The following is a 15,530-nucleotide window of genomic DNA, read 5'->3' on the forward strand; positions in this document are numbered from 1 at the left end:
GGCCCTCGTTAGCATGCGGGGCGTGACGAATGCGCCCGGAGCGGACGACGCCCCGCCCCTCCTCGACGAGCTCATGCCCTGGTCCGTCGCGCCGCTGCGGTTCGGGCGGGGCTGGATCATCGCACCGGACGCGCGGACGCTGCGGGCCCGCTGGGAACGGCTGACGGCCGCCGAGGGCGCCGAGCGGGAGGCGCTCTTCCGCCCGAGCCGGGCGCGGACCCCCGGCAGCGCGGTGGCCGCGCTGCCCGGACAGCGCAGCGGGACCGTGCGGTTCGCGCGCGAGTCGGGCCCGTGCCCGGAGCCGGTACGGGTGGCCCCCGGGCCGTTCGACGAGCAGTGGCTGCTGCCCGACCACCGGCTGATCGACACCGCGCGCCCGGAGCTGTGGCGGGTGGCCGGGGAGCCGCAGCTCTTCGCCGTCGAGCAGGGATACGTGCCGGGCGCGGCCGGTCCCGCGCTCCTGGTGACGGCTGCGCTGCCGGAGGGCCGCTCCCCCGCGGGCCGCCCCGGCCGCATCCGTCCGCTGTTCCGCCGGCCCGGGGGGCTGGAGCCCAACCTCGCGCCCGGCCTGCTCGACTTCCTCGGCCGCCGCTACGGGCACGGCGTGGACGCCCGGGCCTGGCTGGCGTGGACCGTGGCGGCGGCCGTCCCCTCGCCCGCGGGCTGCCGGGTGCCGTTCCCCCGGGACCCGGAGCTGTGGGCCGCGGGCGTCGCGCTGGGCCGCGAACTGGTGGACGTGCAGACGCGCGGAGCCCTGAGCGGGACGAAGCCGCGGCTGCCGGGCGGGCGCCGCCCCTACGTCCGCTCCGCCGTGCCCGCGCGGCCGGCGGAGATGACGTACGAGGCCGGGGAGGAGGCGCTCTGCCTCGGGGAGGGCCGGATCTCCCCGGTGCCGGCGGAGGCGTGGGAGTTCCGGGTCGGCGGGGTGCGGGTCCTGGAGCAGTGGTTCGCGCACCGGACCGCGCCGGCGGAGCCCGGTTCCCTGGAGGCGATCGGCCCCGCGGAGTGGCCCAAGGAGTGGACCTCGGAGCTGCTCGACCTGATCACCGTGCTCGCGCTGGTCGGCGCGCGGGAGGCGGAACGGGCGGCCCTCGCCGCTGCCGTCACGGGTCCCTCGGCCGGGGCCGAGCTGCGGGCGGCCGGGGTGCTCCCGCCGCCCGGCCGGGCCCGCCGCCCCGCCTCGGTGCTGGATCATCACGAGGAGGGCCCGGGAGGCCAGGGCACGCTGGTCTGAGCGGCCCTCGGGCGCCGGGCGGCGCGGGGGAGTCCGGAATCGTCCTGACCGCGCGGTGCGCACCGTGCGATCCGCCGCCACACCCGCGGCCGAGCCCGGCCCCGCGTGACGCACGCCCTGGTGACAGGGGAGGCCGGGCAGGGTAGGCAGGGCTTCCATGAGCACCCAGCCACTCCCGCTCGCCGGGATCACGGTCGTCGCCGTCGAGCAGGCCGTCGCCGCCCCCTTCGCCACCCGGCAGCTCGCCGACCTCGGCGCGCGCGTCGTCAAGGTCGAGCGCCCCGACGGGGGCGACTTCGCGCGGGGGTACGACACCGCGGCCCGCGGCCTCGCCTCCCACTTCGTGTGGTGCAACCGGGGCAAGGAGTCCGTGGCGGTCGACCTCAAGGACCCGAGGGGCCTCGCCCTCGTGCGACGCCTGGTGGCCGACGCCGACGTGTTCGTGCAGAACCTCGCGCAGGGGGCGGCGGCGCGCCTCGGTCTCGACGCCGCCGCCCTGTGCGCCGCCCATCCGCGGCTGATCGCCGTGGACGTCTCGGGGTACGGGGCGACGGGACCGTACGCGCACCGGCGGGCGTACGACATGCTCGTCCAGTGCGAGGCCGGTCTGGTGTCGGTGACCGGCACCCCGGAACGGCCCGTCAAGTCCGGCATCCCGGCCGCCGACATCGCCGCCGGGATGTACGCCTTCTCGGGCGTCCTCGCCGCCCTGGTCCGGCGCGGCACGACCGGCCGGGGCGGCCCGGTGGAGGTCTCCCTGCTCGACTCGCTGGCCGAGTGGATGGGGCATCCCCTGCACCACGGGGCGCACGGAAGCGCCGCCCCGGCGCGAACGGGGCTCGCGCACGCGGTCATCGCCCCCTACGACGCCTATCCGACGTCCGACGGCGGCCTGGTGCTGCTCTCCGTCCAGAACGACCGCGAGTGGCGGCGGCTCGCCGGACAGGTCCTCGGCCGGCCCGGTCTCGCCGACGATCCCGCGTTCGCCACCAACACGGCGCGGGTGGCCGGGCGCGCGGCGACGGACGCCGCGGTCGCCGAGGCGCTGGCCCCGCTGACGACCGCCGAGGCGCTGGCCCGGCTCGACGCGGCGGGGATCGCCTGCGCCCGCCTCAACTCGGTCGCGGAGCTCGCGGAACACCCCCAGCTCACGGCCCGCGACCGCTGGCGGGACGTGGAGTCCCCCGTCGGGCCGCTGCGTTCGCTGCTGCCCCCGATCGTCTTCCCGGACGCCCCGGAACCGCGCATGGACCGCATCCCGGCCCACGGACAGGACACGGACGCCGTCCTCGCCGGTCTCGGCGTGACCGAGGGCGAACTCAAGGAGCTGCGGGACGCCGGGGTCATCGCCTGACGGGGCGCAGGACACGGGCCCCGCGGGCGGGGAGCCGGGGGCCCGTCACGGACGGGAGGGTCCCGCGCGGCCCGCACGGACGGAGGGCGCGACCTCCGGACGGGTGGACGCGCGGTGACGGACGCGCCGCCGTGCGGGCCGGGCGCGGGCGGGCGTGTCGCGCGGGTGCTCCGGACACGACTGAACGCCGGACGGGCGGGGACACGTCCGGCGGAGTCGTGGTCCGGGCCTTGCCGGAGGCCCGGGGGTGAATGCGGGGGTGTCGTGTCGATCAGGCCGGATCAGCGAGCCCGGCACGATCGGCGAGACGCCCCCTAGTGGCGCGCGCCGAAGAGCGAGCGGCGCAGTCGGCGGAGCGGCGCGAAGAGCGAGACGCGCGCGCTGCGGCTGCGGTGGCTGTGCACCGCGGGCTCTCGCGTGCGCGACGTCAGTTCCCGCATCAGCAGCGTCGCCTCGGCCACCTCGCGCTGGGGCACGGCGGGGCCGCCGAGCACCGCGAGATGGCGGTCGAGGCGCGAACTCGTCGCGCTGCTCCCGCAGGTGATGGCAGGCACTCGCGGCCTGCTGCGCATTGCTATCTGTTCCATGTCACTCCCCACCCGTACAAGGGCACCCGGCCCGGGCAGGTTAACCCTATCGCCCCAGCATCACACGCGTGTATCCCGCCGACGGGATTCACCGCACCCGTACGGGGGTTGACGGTCACCGTGCGAATCCATCTGATTCCAGGGCGAGTTGGACAGCACTCGAACAGCTGCCGAACCGTCACGAACCATCCTGCACTCCGGTCGCCCCTGTACGGACACGGAGACCGGTGTGATCTCCGACACCAAGATCGTCACGCCTCTCGCGCCGACCGGCCGGGGGCAGGACGGCACCCCTCGGGCTACCGTGGATCCATGACGGTGATCGCGGGTCGTTACCGGCTTCTGGACGTCCTCGCCGAGGGGGCTACGGGCACCGTCTGGCGCGCCCTGGACGAGACGAGCCGCCACGAGGTGGCCCTCAAGGAGCTGCGGCTCCCGGACGGCGTCCCGCCCGACGACCTCCCCCTCCTGTACGCCCGCCGCGAGCGCGAGGCACGCGCCGCGGCACGGCTCTCCCACCCGGCCGTGGTGCGGGTCCACGGCGTCGCCACCGACGACGGCCGCCCCTGGGTCGTCATGGAGCTGGTCCGCGGCCTCAGCCTCGCCGAGACCCTCGACGCGGACGGCCCCCTGCCCCCGCGCGAGGCCGCACGGGTCGGCGCCGAGGTCCTCGGCGCGCTGCGGGCGGCCCGGGAGGCGGGCGTCACCCACCGCGGACCGACCCCGGACCACGTCCTGCTGGGCAACGACGGACGCGTGGTCGTCACGGGGTTCGGCGCCGACCCCGACTCCCCCGGCCCCCAGGACACCGCACCGGTCCGGGCGCCGGGCCCTGCCGACGACCTGCGCTCCCTCGGGGAGCTGCTCGACACGGCGGCGGGCGGCGGAAGCGGCCCCCTGGGCGCCCTGATCGACCGGCTGCGGGACGACGGCCCGGACGCCCCCGGGGCGGCCGAGCGCGTCGAGGAGGAGCTGCGCCGGCTGGCCGGCGGAACGGCGGCCCCCTTGCGGACGGAGAGCGGTGAGAGGGGTGCGAGCGGCGACGGTCCGCCGCGCGCCGCCGCGGAGGGCGGTCCGGGGCGCGGGCCGGGAGCCGCGCCCGCGGCCGGGGTGGCGGGCGGCTCCGGCCGTCGGTCGCGGCGGGCCGGCGCGGGTGCGCCCCGCCGGGTCCCCGTCCTGGTGGCCGGGGTCGTCGGGGCGCTGCTGATCGCGGGGGCGCTGACGTATCACGCGCTGCGGGACGACGGGCCGGGGGCCGGGCCCGCGCCGGGCGGGGTGTCGAGCACCGCCCCGGCCGGGCCCGGCGTCACGGACGCGGACGGGGACGGGGCTACACCGCGTTCCTGAAGGACGGCAGGTAGCCGCCCGACTGGCCGGCGGCGGTCGGGTGGTACGACTCGCCGATGTTGAGCCAGTTGACGCTGTGCAGCCAGGCGGAGCCGGAGCAGATCTCGTGGCCGGTGAAGGCCGGGACGACGCTGGCGAAGGCGAAGCCGTGGTCGGCCGCGCGCTTGGCGACGGCGGCGTTGAGGTAGTCGGAGGCGCCGTTGATGGCCCTGCGCTCGCCCTCGCTGAGGCCGGCGATGCAGCTGCCGTTCAGCTGGTAGAAGCGCGGATAGCCGAGGACGACGACACGGGCGGAGGGAGCCTTGCCCCGGATCGCGTCGTAGACGGCGTCGAGTTTGCCCGGAAGCGTGGTGTCCACGTAGCTCTTGGCCTGATTCACCCGGCTGACGCAGGTCGCCTCGGACTGCAGCACACAGGTCGTCATGACGTCGGCGAAACCGGCGTCATTTCCCCCGATCGTGATCGACACCAGGTCGGTGGCGGTCGAGAGGGGTCCGAGCTGATTGGCGGTCACATCACCCGTTCGGGCGCCCGAGCAGGCGGTGAAGGCGAACGAGGAGGGGGCGTTCGCGTTCTTCCACAGCACCGGGTACGCCTTCGTGGAGCGCTTGCAGTCGCCGCTTGCGCCGTCGTAACTCCCGGCGCCGACGCCCGAGGAGTACGAGTCTCCCAGCGCCACGTAGTCGAGGGCCGCGGTTTCGGCGGCCTGTGCGGCGCTCGCCCCGGTGAGGGCGAGGACGGCACCGAGCAGGAGCGAGGACGAGAGCGCGGTGAATCTGGACAGTCTCATGGGACCTCCTGTAGCAGGATCTCTGCGCTACCAGGTAGTAGCATCGGATCTGCCGCACCGGAAGTGTTCATGTCAAAACTGGAGCCGAACGGCCCCCGACCCTCCGTCAGCGACCGTCGATTTCAGGCCACTCCAGGAACCGGAACTTCCGCTCCCACTACATGGCCGATCGAGAGCGCGACAGATTCGCACAACAATGCACAGGAGTGCCGCCCCACCTCGGCGTTCTCTCCTTGCGGGGCGAATGATCGAATCCGATCAGGGAGCTTGCAGATCCGATCCCGAAGCTTCATGAAACTGTGGAAAGTGGGGCCACAGAGGCGGGACTTGCCATACAGTCCCCTTCATCAATACCGTCGTACATCTCACCCGCACCTATCCGTCCGCAAGGCTGCCCTGGGGAGGGCACTCGCCTCGCGACACAGGTGCGGGGCGCGGTAGGGGGGTGCCGTGCTCGGTGTGCGAACGCGCGCCGGGTCGCGGGTACCGCGCGGCCGGTCATGCCAACTCGCTGGTCCCGTGAAGGGATCGATTCCGTGCGGGCGGGCGGGAACCCCCCTTTCGAACCGGACACATCACCGGGTCGCCCAAGGGGTGGGCGGCCCACCGGACGAGAGGGAAAGCAGAACCATGAGCTCGTTCCTGCGCCCATCCACCACGGGCCACGATACGACCGAGCCGAGTCGAATAGCCGCCCAATACCGGGCCATCACCTCGCATCTGGCGATCACCCCACCGGTGAGCGTCGTCATTCCCGCGATGAACGAGGCGGAAAATCTTCCGTACGTCTTCAAGACGCTGCCGGAATGGATCCACGAAGTTGTCCTCGTCGACGGAAACTCCTCCGACGCCACGGTCGACGTCGCACGGGAACTCCGGCCGGACGTCAAGGTCGTGAAGCAGGTCGGCAAGGGCAAGGGCGATGCGCTGATCAGCGGATTCGCCGCCTGCACCGGCGACATCATCGTCATGGTCGACGCGGACGGCTCGGCCGACGGCCAGGAGATCGTCTCCTACGTCTCCGCCCTCGTCGGCGGGGCCGATTTCGCCAAGGGTTCCCGCTTCGCCAACGGCGGCGGCACCGACGACATGACGACCATCCGACGCCTCGGCAACTGGGCGCTCTGCACGCTCGTCAACCGCAAGTTCGGCGCCCGTTACACCGATCTCTGCTACGGATACAACGCCTTCTGGCGCCACTGCCTCGACAAGATCACCCTGGACTGCACCGGATTCGAGATCGAGACGCTCATCAACATCCGGGTCGTCAAGGCCGGTCTCAAGGTGCAGGAGGTGCCGAGCCACGAGTACAACCGCATCCACGGCGTCAGCAACCTCAACGCCGTGCGCGACGGCATCCGGGTCCTGAAGGTGATCCTGAAGGAGAAGGCCGTCGCCAAGGCGGCCCGCCGCCGGCCCGCCCCGTTCTCCGCCGGCGTCCCGCGGGGAGAGACGTCTTGAACGACCGCACGTCCCCGTCCGACTTCTCGGTGGTGATCTGCGTCTACACGGAGGACCGCTGGGAGGACATCCTCGCCGCGGTCGGCTCCGTCCGGAACCAGTCGCTGCCCGCGCTGGAGACGCTGCTCGTGGTCGACCACAACGAGCGGCTGCTCTCCCGGCTCACCGAGGAGTACGCGGACGAGCGGCTCCGGGGAGAGGTGCGGGTGCTCGCCAACGCGGGACCCCGCGGCCTCTCCGCCGGCCGCAACACCGGGATCGCCGCCGCCCGCGGCGACCTCGTCGCCTTCCTCGACGACGACGCCGTCGCCGAGCGGGACTGGCTCCACCACTTCGCCGGCGGCTACGACGACCCGCGGGTGATGGCCGTCGGCGGCCGCACGCTGCCCGCCTGGGCCTCCGGCCGCCGGCCCGCCTGGTTCCCGGAGGAGTTCGACTGGGTCGTCGGCTGCACCTACCGCGGCCTTCCCCCGGGCCGCGTCCCGGTGCGCAACGTGCTCGGCGGCAACGCCTCCTTCCGCCGCACCGCCTTCGACGCGGCGGGCGGCTTCGCCACCGGCATCGGGCGCGACGGCGACCGGCGGCCCCTGGGCTGCGAGGAGACCGAGCTCTGCATCCGGCTCTCCACCGCGCTCCCGGGCGCGGTCCTGCTCATCGACGACCGGGCGGTCATCCACCACAAGGTGCCCGCCGCCCGCGAGCGGTTCGCCTACTTCCGCACCCGCGTCTACGCCGAAGGCCTCTCCAAGGCCCTGGTCGCGGTCAGTGTCGGCGCGCAGAAGGGCCTGGAGTCCGAACGCCGCTACACCACCCGGGTCCTGCCCGCCGGAGTGCTCCGCGGCCTGCGCGACGCGCTCCGCGGCCGCTCCGGCGGGGCCGGGCGCGCCGGCGCCATCGTCACCGGCGTGAGCCTCGCCGCCGGCGGCTACGCGCTGGGCCGGCTGCGTGCCCGGCGCGGCGGCACCACGTTCGCGTGGGGGCCGATCGAACGCGCCGCGGTCCCGCCGTCCACCGGCGTCCCCCAGGGCCGTACGGCGGGGGCCGGCGTCCCCCGGGGCCGTACGGCGGGGGCCGGGGACACGGCGCCCGACGGCCGCGCGGCGGAGGGGGCGGCGTCATGACCGCGACCGGAACCCGCGGAGCCGACCGCCGGGCCGAACCCGGGGGCGAACTCCGCGGGGAGGCCGCGCGCGTGCCGGTGCCGATCCTCATGTACCACGCCGTCGCCCGGGATCCGGCACCCGCCACCCTGGGTCTCTCGGTCACCCCGGAGGCGTTCGCGGCGCAGATGGACGTGGTGGCCGAGCGCGGGTTCACGCCGCTGACCACCGCGGCGCTCGCGGCGGCCTGGCGCACCGGCGGAACGCTCCCCGCCCGGCCGCTCCTCGTCACCTTCGACGACGGCTACGAGGGGGTGCACCGGCACGCCCTGCCCGTGCTCGCCGCGCACTCCTTCGCGAGCACCGTCTTCGTCTCCACCGGCTGGCTGCGGGGCCGGCACGACACGGGCGGCGCGCTCGACACCATGCTGGACTGGGGGCAGGTGCGCGAACTCGCCGACGCGGGCACGGAGATCGGCGGCCACAGCCACACCCATCCGCAGCTCGACCAGCTCGACGCGCGGCGGCTGCGCTTCGAGGCGCTGCGCTGCCACGAGATCGTCGGCGAGGAACTCGGCACCGCCCCCGCCTCCTTCGCCTACCCCTACGGCTACTCCAGCCGCCGGGTCCGCCGGGCGGTCCGCGAGGCCGGCTTCGCCCAGGCGCTCGCCGTCGGCAACGCGCTGGCCTGCCGCTCCCAGGGACCGTACGCCCTGGAGCGGGTGACCGTGCGCCGGTCCACCGGCATCGGGGAGTTCACCCGGCTCGTGGAGGGACGGGGCATCGCGCGGAACTTCGCCGCCGACCGGGTGATGACGAAGGGGTACGCGCTGGTGCGGCGCGCCCGGGGCGCGCTGCGGGGCCACGGGATCTGACGCCGAGCCCGCCGGATCGGTCGCCGGCGGGCCGGCGGGCCCGACGCCGAGGTCACGGGTGGCGGCGCCGGGTCCGGCCCCGATCCGGCACGCCGGCCCGTGGGCACCGCCGGAGATCGTCCCGTTCAAAACACGGTGCACGGAATGCCCGGTTGCCGGATCATGGGCGCCATGGCTGACACTCCACCGGAACCGTCCGAGCCGCAGCGTTCGCTCCCGATCCGCCTCAACCTCGACGACAGCGACTCGCCGTCGGACGTCGTCGACGCGCTGTTCCTCGGCCGCTTCGCGACCGGCGAGCAGCCCCACTCGCACAGCACGACCGTGGACCGGGTCAAGGCGGAGGCGACGCTCCTCCCCGCGGGCGCGCGGGTGCTGCGCGCCGCGAAGGACGACGACCGCAGCGCGCTGCTCGCCGAGGGCGAGGGCTGGACGCTGCTGGTGTCCCGCTGGAACCGGGGCGCCGACGTCACCGTGACGGCCGCCGACGCCGAACTGGCGGAGCGGATCCTGAAGGAGGCCACCGACGGCGCGAAGGACGAGCCCGAGCCGCAGCCCGAGAACGTGACGATGGGGTTCTGGTACGTGTCGCCCCGGCGCGGACCGCACCGGACCACCCGCCAGATCAGCGCCGGGACCTGGGACGAGGTCCGGCCGCACTACTCGGCGCCGGTGGCCGAGTCGATGGACCGGCTCATGAAGGTGACGCCGGACTCCATCGCCGGCCGGCTCCTGCTGCTGCACGGTCCGCCCGGCACGGGCAAGACGTCGGCGCTGCGGACCCTCGCCCGGTCGTGGCGGGACTGGTGCCAGGTGGACTGCGTCCTCGACCCGGAGCGCCTCTTCAACGACGTCGGCTATCTGATGGACATCGCGATCGGCGAGGACGAGGGCACGGCGAAGGGACGCTGGCGGCTCCTGCTCCTGGAGGACTGCGACGAGCTGATCCGCGGTGAGGCGAAGCACACGGCGGGGCAGGCCCTGTCCCGGCTGCTCAACCTGACGGACGGTCTCCTCGGGCAGGGGCGCAACGTCCTGGTCGGCGTCACCACCAACGAGGACCTGGAGCGGCTCCACCCGGCCGTCGTCCGTCCGGGCCGCTGCCTGGCCCGGATCGAGGTCGGTCCGCTGACCCGGGCGGAGTCGGTGGCGTGGCTCGGCCGCGAGGAGGACGTGCCGCGCGAGGGCGCGACGCTGGCGGAGCTGTTCGCCCTGCGCCGCGGCACGCCCCCGGCGGAACTCCCGGAACCCCGCACGGCGGGGGCGGGCCTCTACTTGTAGGGCGCCTCCGGCTGGCTGTCGTACGCCGCGCGCAGGGCCTCGCTCATCGCCGCCTCCGCGGCCTCGCGGCTGAGCCCGAGGCGGCGGGTCTCCTCGGCGTACCGGGCGGCGGCGGTGGCGGCCCTGCGGGTGGCGGCGTCGCCGGCGGCCGCGACGAAGGTGCCGTGACGGCCGCGGGTCTCGATGACCCCGTCCGCCTCCAGTGCCTTGTACGCCTTCGCGACCGTGTTCGCGGCGAGGCCCAGCTGCTCCGCGAGCCCGCGCACCGTCGGCAGCTTGTAGCCGACCGGAAGTCTGCCCGACCGGGCCCGCTCCGAGATCTGGGCACGCAGCTGTTCGTACGGAGCGGTGGTGGATTCGTGGTCCACGGCGATGGTGAGTGTCACCCCGCCGATTCTGCCCCCACCCCGCCGGAAAAGGGGAGGCGGCTGCGTCCCCGCACCCGTAGCGTGCGGGGACATGACTGTGATCGTCCGTGACGCGACGGCCGAGGACGCGGCGGCATTCGCCCGGGTCCGCCGGTCCGCGCTCCCCTTCATGCTCGCTACGGCCGAGCAGCTGCGCTTCGACTGGGCGCACGCCCATCCGGAGAGCCACTACCGCCCGCTCGTCGCCGTGACCGACGAGGACGGGATCGTCGGGACCGCGCAGGTGGGGATCGCCCACGACGCCCCGGAGCCCGGCATCGGCTACGCGAACGTGTACGTGGACCCCGCCCGCCTGGGCCGCGGCGCCGGATCGCTGCTGCTGCGCACCGCCGAGGAGTACCTCGCCGGGCGGGGCGCGCACACCGTGTACAGCTGGGTCCTCGACGCGCCGGGGAACCGCGCCTGGGCCGAGCGCCGCGGCTACGCGCCGAGCCGGTCCGCGCACTTCCTCCGGCTGGACCTGACGACGGCCGGACTGCCGGAGCTCCAGGCCCCGCCGGCCGGTGTCCGGGTGCTCACCGCGGAGGACTTCGCGGACGACCCCCGGCCGCTGTTCGAGCTGGACGCGGTGACGACGGCGGACGAGCCGGGCGACGTCGGGGCCGAGCTCGCCGACTACGCGCACTGGCGGAAGACCACCTGGGAACACCCCCATCTGGACCGGGCGCTGACGACCGTCGTGGTGGTCGACGGGGTGCCCGCGGCGTTCAGCGCGGCCCACACGGACGGGCTCGGCCGGTACTCCTCCGGCATGACGGGGACCTCCCCCGCCTTCCGCGGCCGCGGACTGGCCAAGCTCGCCAAGAACACGTCCCTGCACCGGGCCCGCGCCGCGGGCTGTACGGAGGCGTTCACCGGGAACGACGCGGGCAACGGCCCGATGCTGGCGATCAACGAGTGGTTCGGCTACGAGATCGGCGCGACGGAGGTGCGGCATGTCCGGACGATCGGTTGAGGTGACCCTCACGAAGGCCGGACGGACGAAGATCCGCTACCCGGCCGAGGTCCTCGTCGAGGAGGGCGCCCGGCTCTCGGTGCGCGCCCCGTGGGCGGCCGAAGGGGTGCGGGACTTCGGCTTCGTGCGCTTCGAGCCGGGCGACGTCTTCGTGGAGCACTACTGGAGCGACCGCTGGTTCACGGTCAAGGAGGTGTGGTCCGCCGACGGCGTCCTGAAGGGCTGGTACTGCGACATCACCCGGCCGGCCGTGATCGACGGCTCCGGGGTGGTGGTCGAGGACCTCGACCTCGACCTGTGGGTGTCGGCGGACGGCAGCGAGGTGCTGCGGCTGGACGAGGACGAGTTCGCCGCCGGCGGCCTCGCCTCCTCCGACCCGGAGGCGGCGGCCCGCGCGGTCGTGACCCTCGACGAGCTCGAAGTCCTCGGCCGCGAGGGCCTGATCGACCTGCTGCGGTAGGAGGCGTCCGGGCTCAGCCCTCGTGGAGGGCGACGTCGGACTCCCGGGTGGCGAGGAAGCCCGGGGTCGGCAGGCCCGTCTCACCGGTCGTGAGCTGCATGAGCGTGGCCCGGACGCGGGCCGCGCCCGGCTGGTAGGCGGCGTCCTTCACGACGGCGTCGTTGACCCAGGTGTGGACGCGGCCGTCGCAGACGGCCCGGGTGCCGCCGATCCCGGCGCGCCGGTCCCCCTGGACGAGGGTGGAGCCGACGAAGACGGGGCCGGCGCTGTCGTCGAGACAGCGGTAGGTGCCGGAGAGGGTCACCGTGCTGTCGGAGGCGACGACGCCGACGGCGTCGACGGTCACGCCGTCGGCCTCCCTCGCGTGCGCGAGGGGGGCCGTGGCGGCGGTGACGGCGGCCAGCAGGCCGGCGGCGAGGACGAGGCGGACGCGCATGACGCGGGGTCCTTTCGGAGTGGGGGATGGTGCTGCCCGCCAGGGATACCGGATCAAGCCGCCGACTGACCGAAACTCACTCCATCGGCGGCGAGTTGACCCCCGCCCCGCGCATACCGTCCTACGGTCGGAGCGGCGCGCGCCGACCGGTCGCCCGCTTCAGCAGCGGCCAGGCCAGCAGGATCGCGACGACCGCGTAGACCGTGACCGAGAACGGCGTGTTCACCAGTCCCGTCAGCGACCCGTCGCTGATCTGCAGGGCGCGCCGGAGCTGCTGCTCGGCGGCCGGGCCGAGGATCACCCCGATGACGGCCGGCAGCACCGGCAGGCCGTAGCGCCGCATCCCCAGGCCGATCAGGCCGATGACGAGCAGGATGACCAGGTCGAGTGCCTCCCCGCCCACCGCGTACGCGCCGACGGCGGCGAAGAAGAGGATCCCGGCGTACAGGTACGGGCGCGGGATGCGCAGCAGCTTGGCCCAGACGGGCGCGAGCGGCAGGTTGAGCGCCAGCAGCAGCACCATGCCGACGAACAGCGAGGCGATCAGACCCCAGACCAGCTCCGGTTCCCGCTCGAAGAGCAGCGGTCCGGGCTGGATGCCGTACTGCTGGAACGCGGCCAGCATCACCGCGGCGACGGCCGTCGTCGGCAGGCCCAGGGTGAGCATCGAGACGAGCGTCCCGGCCGCCGAGGCCGAGGCCGCCGACTCGGGCCCGGCGACGCCCTCGATGGCGCCCCTGCCGAACTGCTCCCCGTGCTTCGAGAGCCGCTTCTCCGTCACGTACGACAGGAAGGTCGGGATCTCCGCGCCGCCGGCCGGGATCGCGCCGAACGGGAAGCCGATCAGGGGCCCGCGCAGCCAGGACTTCCAGGTCCTCCGGACGTCGTCCCTGCCCAGCCAGGGGCGGCCGACCGGAATGGCCTCCCCCGCCGTGCGGCGCAGGTGCGCGGCGACCCAGAGGGCCTCGCCGATGGCGAAGAGGCCGACCGCGACGATGACGACGTCGACGCCGTCGGCGAGCTGGAGCGAACCGAAGGTGAGGCGCTGCTGCCCGGTCATCTGATCGAGACCGACCAGGCCGATCGTCAGGCCGATCAGGAGCGAGGCGAGGCCGCGGATGCGGGAGGAGCCCAGGACCGAGGTCACCGCGATGAAGGCGAGGACCATCAGCGCGAGGTAGTCCGGGGCGCCGATGTCGACGGCGAGCGCGGCGACCGTCGGGGCCAGGACGACGAGCAGGACCGTGCCGATCATGCCGCCGGCGAAGTGGCCGACGGCGGCGGCGGCGAGCGCCTGCGCGCCCCGCCCCTCCTTCGCCATGGGATGGCCCTCGAGGGCGGCCACGACGGCGGCGCTCTCGCCCGGGGTGTTGAGCAGGATCGAGGTGGTGGAGCCGCCGAACATGGCGCCGTAGTAGATGCCGGCGAACATGATGAACGCGCCCGTCGGTTCCAGGCCGTACGTCACCGGCAGGAGCAGGGCGACGGCCATGGCGGGGCCGATGCCGGGCAGCACGCCGATGGCCGTGCCGAGGAGCACGCCGATCGCGGCCCACAGCAGGTTCATCGGGGTGAGCGCGGTCCCGAAGCCGTCGATCAGGGAGGTGAGGGAATCCACGGGTCAGATCACTCCCATCAGCGGGCCGCCGGGCAGCGGGACGCCGAGCAGCTTGTCGAAGACGACGTAGGTGAGCAGCGACAGGCCGGCCGCGATCAGCGGGTCGCGGTGGACACGGCGGCTGCCGAGGGCGTGGGCCGCGCCCCAGAAGAGGAGGGCGCCGGCGACCGGGAAGCCGACGGGGCCGATGAGGACGGCGAACGCGAGGAAGACGCCGGCGAGGAGCAGGACCGTGCGCCAGTCGGCGGGCTCGGACAGGTCGACGTCCTCGCCGCTCTCGGCCTCGCCCCGGCCGCCGCGCAGGACGTCGACGGCCAGCAGGACGGCGACGGCGAGCAGACCGCAGCCGACGACGAGGGGGACGGTGGCCGGGCCGACCGGGCCGCGGCCGGTGACGTCGGCGTCGAGGGTGACCGCGTCGGTGAGGACGAGGACGCCGAGGAGGAAGAGGAGGACGCCGACGCCGAGTTCGGAACGCTCGCGCCACCAGGCGGCGAGGTCCTTCTTCCCGGTGTCCACGGGTGCGGTGGTCACAGGCCCAGCTCCTTCAGGACGGATCCGACCCGACGGTCCTGCTCGGCGAGGAAGGCGCCGAACTCCTCGCCGGGCAGGAAGGCGTCGTCCCAGCCGTGGGTCTTCAGCGACGCGCGCCACTGCGGGGAGTCGTGCAGCTCGGTCACCAGGCCGACGAGCTTGTCGCGCTCGGCGTCGGCGAGGCCGGGCGGGGCGACGATGCCGCGCCAGTTGGTGAACTCGGTGTCCAGGCCCGCCTCGCGGAGGGTGGGGGCGTCGAGGCCGGGGACGCGCTTCGGTCCCGTGACGGCGAGCAGGCGCAGCTCGCCGGCCTTGATCTGGTCGAGGTACTCGCCGACGCCGGAGACGCCGAAGGCGACCTTGTCGCCGAGGATGGAGGCGAGGAGCTCGCCGCCGCCGTCGAAGGGCACGTAGTTGACGTCGGCGGGGGCGATCCCGGCGGCCTGCGCCATCAGCATCGGGGCCAGGTGGTCGGGGCCGCCGGGCGAGGAGCCGCCGCCGACGGGCAGCTTGCCGGGGTCCTTCCGCCAGGCGGCGAGCAGCTGGTCGACCGTCCGGTACGGGGAGTCCTTGCCGACCACGACGATGTCCTGCTCCTCGGTGAGCCGGGCGATCGGGGTGGTGTCGGCGAGGGTCCTGGGCGTCTTGTTGGTGTGGACGGCGCCGACGACGCCGAGACCCATGGACATCGCGAGCCGGCCGTTGCCGCGCTCGCCGACGAGCCGGGTGAGTCCGACGGTCCCGCCCGCGCCGGGCAGGTTGAAGACCTCGATGTCGCCGGTGAGGTCCGCCTCCTCGGCGTTCTTCGCCGCCGTCCGGGCGGTGATGTCGTAACCGCCGCCGGGGGTGTTGGGGACCATGACGCGCAGGCCGGGTATCCGCGTGCCGGTGTCCGCGCCGCTGCCGGGGGTGAGCAGCGGCGGGACCACCAGGACGAGCAGAGCCGCCCCGAGGAGGGCGAAGGGGGTGCGCAACCGCACGTGAGCCGCCTCTCGGCTGGAGGGATGGGGGGTGTGAGGTGGCCCACATGTTGCCGGTACGTGAAGAAGCTGTCTCTCTTCCGCAATCAA

General features: G+C 74.3%; 16 protein-coding genes. 9 read left to right on the top strand and 7 right to left on the bottom strand.

What is annotated here, in order from left to right:
- The first annotated feature begins 13 nt into the window (after window positions 1-13).
- Together ACZ60W_RS02380 and ACZ60W_RS02385 are read left to right on the top strand one after the other, a co-directional pair.
- On the top strand, window positions 14-1,234 hold the full coding sequence (locus ACZ60W_RS02380) for a type ISP restriction/modification enzyme (protein WP_469753450.1): 1,221 nt from the start codon (window positions 14-16) through the stop codon (window positions 1,232-1,234).
- A 157-nt stretch (window positions 1,235-1,391) separates the two neighbouring features.
- Window positions 1,392-2,588 (top strand): CaiB/BaiF CoA transferase family protein, encoded by a 1,197-nt coding sequence (locus ACZ60W_RS02385; RefSeq protein WP_469753451.1) that lies wholly within the window; start codon window positions 1,392-1,394, stop codon window positions 2,586-2,588.
- A gap of 314 nt (window positions 2,589-2,902) precedes the next feature.
- Here ACZ60W_RS02385 and ACZ60W_RS02390 read toward each other — a convergent pair whose 3' ends face one another.
- A complete protein-coding gene (locus tag ACZ60W_RS02390) occupies window positions 2,903-3,175 on the bottom strand; it encodes a hypothetical protein (protein WP_366303974.1) in 273 nt (90 codons plus the stop codon).
- A gap of 312 nt (window positions 3,176-3,487) precedes the next feature.
- On the opposite strand from ACZ60W_RS02390, the gene ACZ60W_RS02395 reads away from it, so the two are divergent.
- Window positions 3,488-4,522: a protein kinase domain-containing protein gene (locus tag ACZ60W_RS02395; RefSeq protein ID WP_469753452.1), complete on the top strand. Its 1,035-nt coding sequence runs from the start codon at window positions 3,488-3,490 to the stop codon at window positions 4,520-4,522.
- Here the strand turns inward: ACZ60W_RS02395 and ACZ60W_RS02400 are convergent.
- Window positions 4,506-5,312 carry an SGNH/GDSL hydrolase family protein gene (locus ACZ60W_RS02400; protein WP_469753453.1) on the bottom strand — a complete coding sequence of 269 codons (807 nt, stop codon included), beginning with the start codon at window positions 5,310-5,312 and terminating at the stop codon, window positions 4,506-4,508. The genes ACZ60W_RS02395 and ACZ60W_RS02400 overlap by 17 nt on opposite strands.
- Before the next feature lie 630 nt (window positions 5,313-5,942).
- Between ACZ60W_RS02400 and ACZ60W_RS02405 the strand changes: the two genes are divergently transcribed.
- The 4 genes from ACZ60W_RS02405 (at window position 5,943) to ACZ60W_RS02420 (ending at window position 10,029) form a co-directional block, all read left to right on the top strand.
- A complete protein-coding gene (locus tag ACZ60W_RS02405; RefSeq protein ID WP_469753454.1) occupies window positions 5,943-6,773 on the top strand; it encodes a glycosyltransferase family 2 protein in 831 nt (276 codons plus the stop codon).
- A complete protein-coding gene (locus tag ACZ60W_RS02410; protein WP_469753455.1) occupies window positions 6,770-7,894 on the top strand; it encodes a glycosyltransferase family 2 protein in 1,125 nt (374 codons plus the stop codon). The genes ACZ60W_RS02405 and ACZ60W_RS02410 overlap by 4 nt, the downstream gene beginning before the upstream one ends.
- A gap of 89 nt (window positions 7,895-7,983) precedes the next feature.
- The gene (locus ACZ60W_RS02415; RefSeq protein WP_469753494.1) at window positions 7,984-8,748 is read left to right on the top strand and encodes a polysaccharide deacetylase family protein; all 765 of its coding nucleotides are present in this window, start codon (window positions 7,984-7,986) and stop codon (window positions 8,746-8,748) included.
- Window positions 8,749-8,910: 162 nt separating this feature from the next.
- Window positions 8,911-10,029, top strand: a complete 1,119-nt coding sequence (locus tag ACZ60W_RS02420; RefSeq protein ID WP_469753495.1) for a DUF5925 domain-containing protein — start codon at window positions 8,911-8,913, stop codon at window positions 10,027-10,029.
- Here ACZ60W_RS02420 and ACZ60W_RS02425 read toward each other — a convergent pair.
- The gene (locus ACZ60W_RS02425) at window positions 10,020-10,415 is read right to left on the bottom strand and encodes a GntR family transcriptional regulator (protein WP_469753456.1); all 396 of its coding nucleotides are present in this window, start codon (window positions 10,413-10,415) and stop codon (window positions 10,020-10,022) included. The two genes, ACZ60W_RS02420 and ACZ60W_RS02425, sit on opposite strands and share 10 nt — an antisense overlap.
- A gap of 73 nt (window positions 10,416-10,488) precedes the next feature.
- Here ACZ60W_RS02425 and ACZ60W_RS02430 point away from each other — a divergent pair, with 73 nt between their 5' ends.
- Window positions 10,489-11,412 carry a GNAT family N-acetyltransferase gene (locus tag ACZ60W_RS02430; RefSeq protein ID WP_469753457.1) on the top strand — a complete coding sequence of 308 codons (924 nt, stop codon included), beginning with the start codon at window positions 10,489-10,491 and terminating at the stop codon, window positions 11,410-11,412.
- Complete coding sequence (locus tag ACZ60W_RS02435) at window positions 11,393-11,872, top strand: ribonuclease FAU-1 family protein (RefSeq protein WP_469753458.1); 480 nt, start codon at window positions 11,393-11,395, stop codon at window positions 11,870-11,872. Before ACZ60W_RS02430 ends, ACZ60W_RS02435 begins: the two co-directional genes overlap by 20 nt.
- A gap of 13 nt (window positions 11,873-11,885) precedes the next feature.
- On the opposite strand, the gene ACZ60W_RS02440 is transcribed toward ACZ60W_RS02435, so the two are convergent.
- The 4 genes from ACZ60W_RS02440 to ACZ60W_RS02455 form a co-directional block, all read right to left on the bottom strand.
- The gene (locus ACZ60W_RS02440) at window positions 11,886-12,308 is read right to left on the bottom strand and encodes a DUF6299 family protein (protein ID WP_469753459.1); all 423 of its coding nucleotides are present in this window, start codon (window positions 12,306-12,308) and stop codon (window positions 11,886-11,888) included.
- A gap of 121 nt (window positions 12,309-12,429) precedes the next feature.
- Window positions 12,430-13,926: a tripartite tricarboxylate transporter permease gene (locus ACZ60W_RS02445; RefSeq protein ID WP_469753460.1), complete on the bottom strand. Its 1,497-nt coding sequence runs from the start codon at window positions 13,924-13,926 to the stop codon at window positions 12,430-12,432.
- 3 nt (window positions 13,927-13,929) lie between these two features.
- On the bottom strand, window positions 13,930-14,460 hold the full coding sequence (locus ACZ60W_RS02450) for a tripartite tricarboxylate transporter TctB family protein (protein WP_469753461.1): 531 nt from the start codon (window positions 14,458-14,460) through the stop codon (window positions 13,930-13,932).
- The gene (locus ACZ60W_RS02455) at window positions 14,457-15,440 is read right to left on the bottom strand and encodes a Bug family tripartite tricarboxylate transporter substrate binding protein (protein WP_469753462.1); all 984 of its coding nucleotides are present in this window, start codon (window positions 15,438-15,440) and stop codon (window positions 14,457-14,459) included. The genes ACZ60W_RS02450 and ACZ60W_RS02455 overlap by 4 nt, the downstream gene beginning before the upstream one ends.
- Between the last annotated feature and the right edge of the window lie 90 nt (window positions 15,441-15,530).

The sequence above is a fragment of the Streptomyces sp. NPDC104202 genome (assembly GCF_055584185.1).